Origin of the sequence: Streptococcus sp. 3613 (assembly GCF_013277375.1) — a bacterium.
GTDB lineage: Bacteria > Bacillota > Bacilli > Lactobacillales > Streptococcaceae > Streptococcus > Streptococcus pseudopneumoniae.
This window is the reverse complement of the sequence record NZ_VMMV01000106.1, coordinates 1-3,223: the sequence shown is the minus strand read 5'-3', so window position 1 is coordinate 3,223 and position 3,223 is coordinate 1. Positions and strand designations below refer to the sequence as shown.

Genomic DNA, 3,223 nt, shown 5'->3' with positions numbered 1-3,223 from the left:
TTTTTCCTTTCTGTTGATAGGCTAGTAGCAGACGATTGATTTGTCTTTTAGAAAGATTGAGTTCGACACAGGCTCGATTCTTTGTTTTCTTTCCTTGGTCTATAGCTTTTATCACAAGATATTTTTTCGTTTTATTCATATTCAGTTGGATACTTTTCATACGACTATTTTATCAAATGGGACATTTTCACGTTCGATTTACTAAAGACATTATCACATTCGAATTACAAAACAGAAAAAATAAAATGTTTTTCCTTGCAAAATTCGGGGGGGGGGGTGGTATAATTATCACTAGACTGTATATTCTTCATAGGAGGTACAGTGGGGTAAATAGTCGTAAGTTGCTATTTATATATTAGACTTTCCTGCGAAACAAAATATGGTATAGTAGTTCTATGAATTATGAAGCAAGTAAACAACTAACTGATGCACGATTTAAGCGTCTTGTTGGTGTTCAGCGTACCACTTTTGAAGAGATGTTAGCTGTATTAAAAACAGCTTATCAACTTAAACACGCAAAAGGTGGACGAAAACCTAAACTAAGCCTAGAAGACTTTCTTATGGCGACTTCAATATGTGCGAAAATATCGAACTTATGAACAAATTGCGGCTGATTTTGGTATCCACGAAAGCAACTTACTCCGTCGGAGCCAATGGGTTGAAGTAACTCTTGTTCAAAGTGGTTTTACGATTTCAAGAACTCCTCTCAGTTCTGAGGACACGGTAATGATTGATGCGACGGAAGTAAAAATCAATCGTTCTAAAAAAAGAATTAGCAAATTATTCTGGTAAAAAGAAATGCCACGCTATGAAGGCTCAAGCGATTGTCACAATTCAAGGGAGAATTGTTTCTTTGGATATCGCTGTGAACTGTTGTCATGATATGAAGTTGTTCAAAATGAGTCGCAGAAATATCGGACAAGCTGGTAAAATCTTGGCTGACAGTGCTTATCAAGGGCTCATGAAGATATATCCTCAAGCACAAACTCCACGTAAATCCAGCAAACTCAAGCCGCTAACAGCTGAAGATAAAGCCTGTAACCATGCGCTATCCAAGGAGAGAAGCAAGGTTGAGAACATCTTTGCCAAAGTAAAAACGTTTAAAATGTTTTCAACAACCTATCGAAATCATCGTAAACGCTTCGGCTTACGAATGAACTCGATTGCTGGCATTATCAACCGTGAACTAGGATTCTAGTTTTGCAGGAAGTCTAGTTTTACAATCTACAAGTTGATTCACTTTCTATTATGTATTATTATGATAGTGGTAAACAAAACAGAGAGGAGTTCTATATGACACCAGAAGAAGTCTATATGACAGAGTGATTGGAAAAGCAAATCACCTGCTTTCAGAGGAAAAGTTTCCAGCATCGCAGACGCTACAAGGTCTTGGAGATTGCTGAGATTGTTTCCGGTTTTTTGATTGCGATTTTTTGTGCCATTCCCATGTCGGGCGATTACTATCGCCTTGTCTCTGTTGTGCTTTCAAGCATGGGGTTGCTTTGTGAGGGATTGCTTGGTATTTATAATAGCAAGGAACACTGGATATCCTATCAGAAGGCAGCGCAACTTTTAGAACGAGAAAAGTTTCTCTACCAGTGTCTGACTGAGAAATAAATACGCAGGTGAAAGCAAGCCTTCTACATTCTTTGTCAAGATCTGTGAAGGGATAATCTCTGACGAAATAATCAAGTGGGAAGGCATCCAGTCTAAAGAAGCGGGTGTGCCTGCGGAAACTCCACTCCAATGCAAGAAAAATCGAGGGGGTAAAAGAAAACCTATAGTCAGGGAAAGAATAGCCTGACTGGAAAGCAGTATGAAAAAATGGAATTTACAGCGTAAAACAACTCAAGGTCCGGTTTGTTTTTTGTGCTTAAAAGACAGGAACTTCCTTGAAACTTGAGTTTGTCTCGGTGCATTTGAAAGAAAACTCAGTTTAGACGGAGACTGTTAAACAAGCTTATGGTCTAACCAGTACGGATGTGGTTGAGTAGCTAGTAGATGGTTTTTTAGAAATGGAAAGAGTGCAGATTTCAATGTTTCAACACCTAAAGGAAGATAACTAGGAGGTGATTAAGGTTAAAACAAAACGGATAAATGGTGATTTATTTTCAGGTCTTATCGCTGATGTCGACGAAGAAATCATGAATAGCGATGACAATCGTTTAGCTATCGATAGGATTGTCATCCAACATAATGGCGGTTTGAGCGATGAAGGAGCACCTGGTATGTATCTACAGGCGTTGGTACCTCTGCTTATTACCAGGCTTGGACTATCCAGAGCATGGTTTTTGCCCTGTAGGAGTCTTTGCCATCATTGATACCCAGGAAGCAGACGGCTACACTTGAGGCTTTCTGAAGTCAGAAAAAAGCTGGCTGGCCTTGGAGTTCACAGAAAGAATTACTTAGAACATAAGGAGAAAAATAATTGTTGAAATTGATACAAAATAAGAAAAAAGGTGGAGAGAAAGCCTTTCGCTACTCTCTCAGAAAATTTAAATTTGGCGCGGCTTCTGTGTTGGTAGGACTCTCCTTTTTAGGCAGTGATATATCTACCGTTTCCGCTCATTTTGAAACGGTAGATAATGTGACCTATCTTGGGGATACACCTAAAGAAGTTGAGAATGCTAAGCAATCAGTACAAGTAAGGACTGAGATATCAAAAAATGGCAAGCATGTAAAATATACAATACTTTTCAATAAAAATTATGAATACTGGGCTAGGCCAGGACTTACTGCTTGGTTACCAACTGGTTTGGACCATCGGACGGTTAGGATTAGAACTTATAATTCTGATGGAAAAACAGGGGGAGGGGGATTGCCGTGGAAATTAGTGCACGATTTGGGAGTGCATGAATTTCCTGGTGCGACAAGAGAATTAGTTTTTAATCCTGATTTTGACCCTAGAAACGAAGGAAAATGGAATGAATTTTGGGAAAAAATAGGAAAGGTTGGTTCAGGTTCCGATATTCCAACTGAGTGGAAAGAAAAAAATCAGTTACTGTTTGGTATCAATTCATGGGAAAATTTTTCTCACAATGCTTACAAGTGGGAAATAGAAGCGGATGTTCAAGATGGGGTAGTGGCTTCACAATTACCTGTCGTAGCTGGAATTGTACAGCCTCGTTCAAGATATCCTCGCTATGTTGCAGTAGGACCTAATGAAACAGTAGATACCGACGGAGACGGTCTGACTGACAAGCAGGAAGTTGATAAGGGTACG

3 protein-coding genes and 2 pseudogenes are annotated in these 3,223 nt (G+C 39.2%); 4 read left to right on the top strand and 1 reads right to left on the bottom strand.

Going from position 1 to position 3,223, the window contains the following annotated elements:
• Positions 1-139: helix-turn-helix domain-containing protein (locus HT708_RS10815; RefSeq protein WP_172926382.1), on the bottom strand; the 139-nt coding region annotated here is incomplete at its 3' end.
• Positions 140-395: 256 nt separating this feature from the next.
• Between HT708_RS10815 and HT708_RS10810 the strand changes: the two are divergent.
• The 4 genes and pseudogenes from HT708_RS10810 to HT708_RS10795 form a co-directional block, all read left to right on the top strand.
• Positions 396-1,198, top strand: a pseudogene (locus HT708_RS10810) (IS5 family transposase).
• Between the two features lie 128 nt (positions 1,199-1,326).
• Positions 1,327-1,804, top strand: a pseudogene (locus HT708_RS10805) (DUF4231 domain-containing protein).
• A gap of 407 nt (positions 1,805-2,211) precedes the next feature.
• Entirely contained in the window at positions 2,212-2,349 is a 138-nt protein-coding gene (locus HT708_RS10800; protein ID WP_153300005.1) for a hypothetical protein, read from the top strand.
• Positions 2,350-2,428: 79 nt separating this feature from the next.
• Positions 2,429-3,223, top strand: a 795-nt coding sequence (locus HT708_RS10795; protein ID WP_042758486.1) for a YSIRK-type signal peptide-containing protein, incomplete at its 3' end; no start/stop codon positions are given.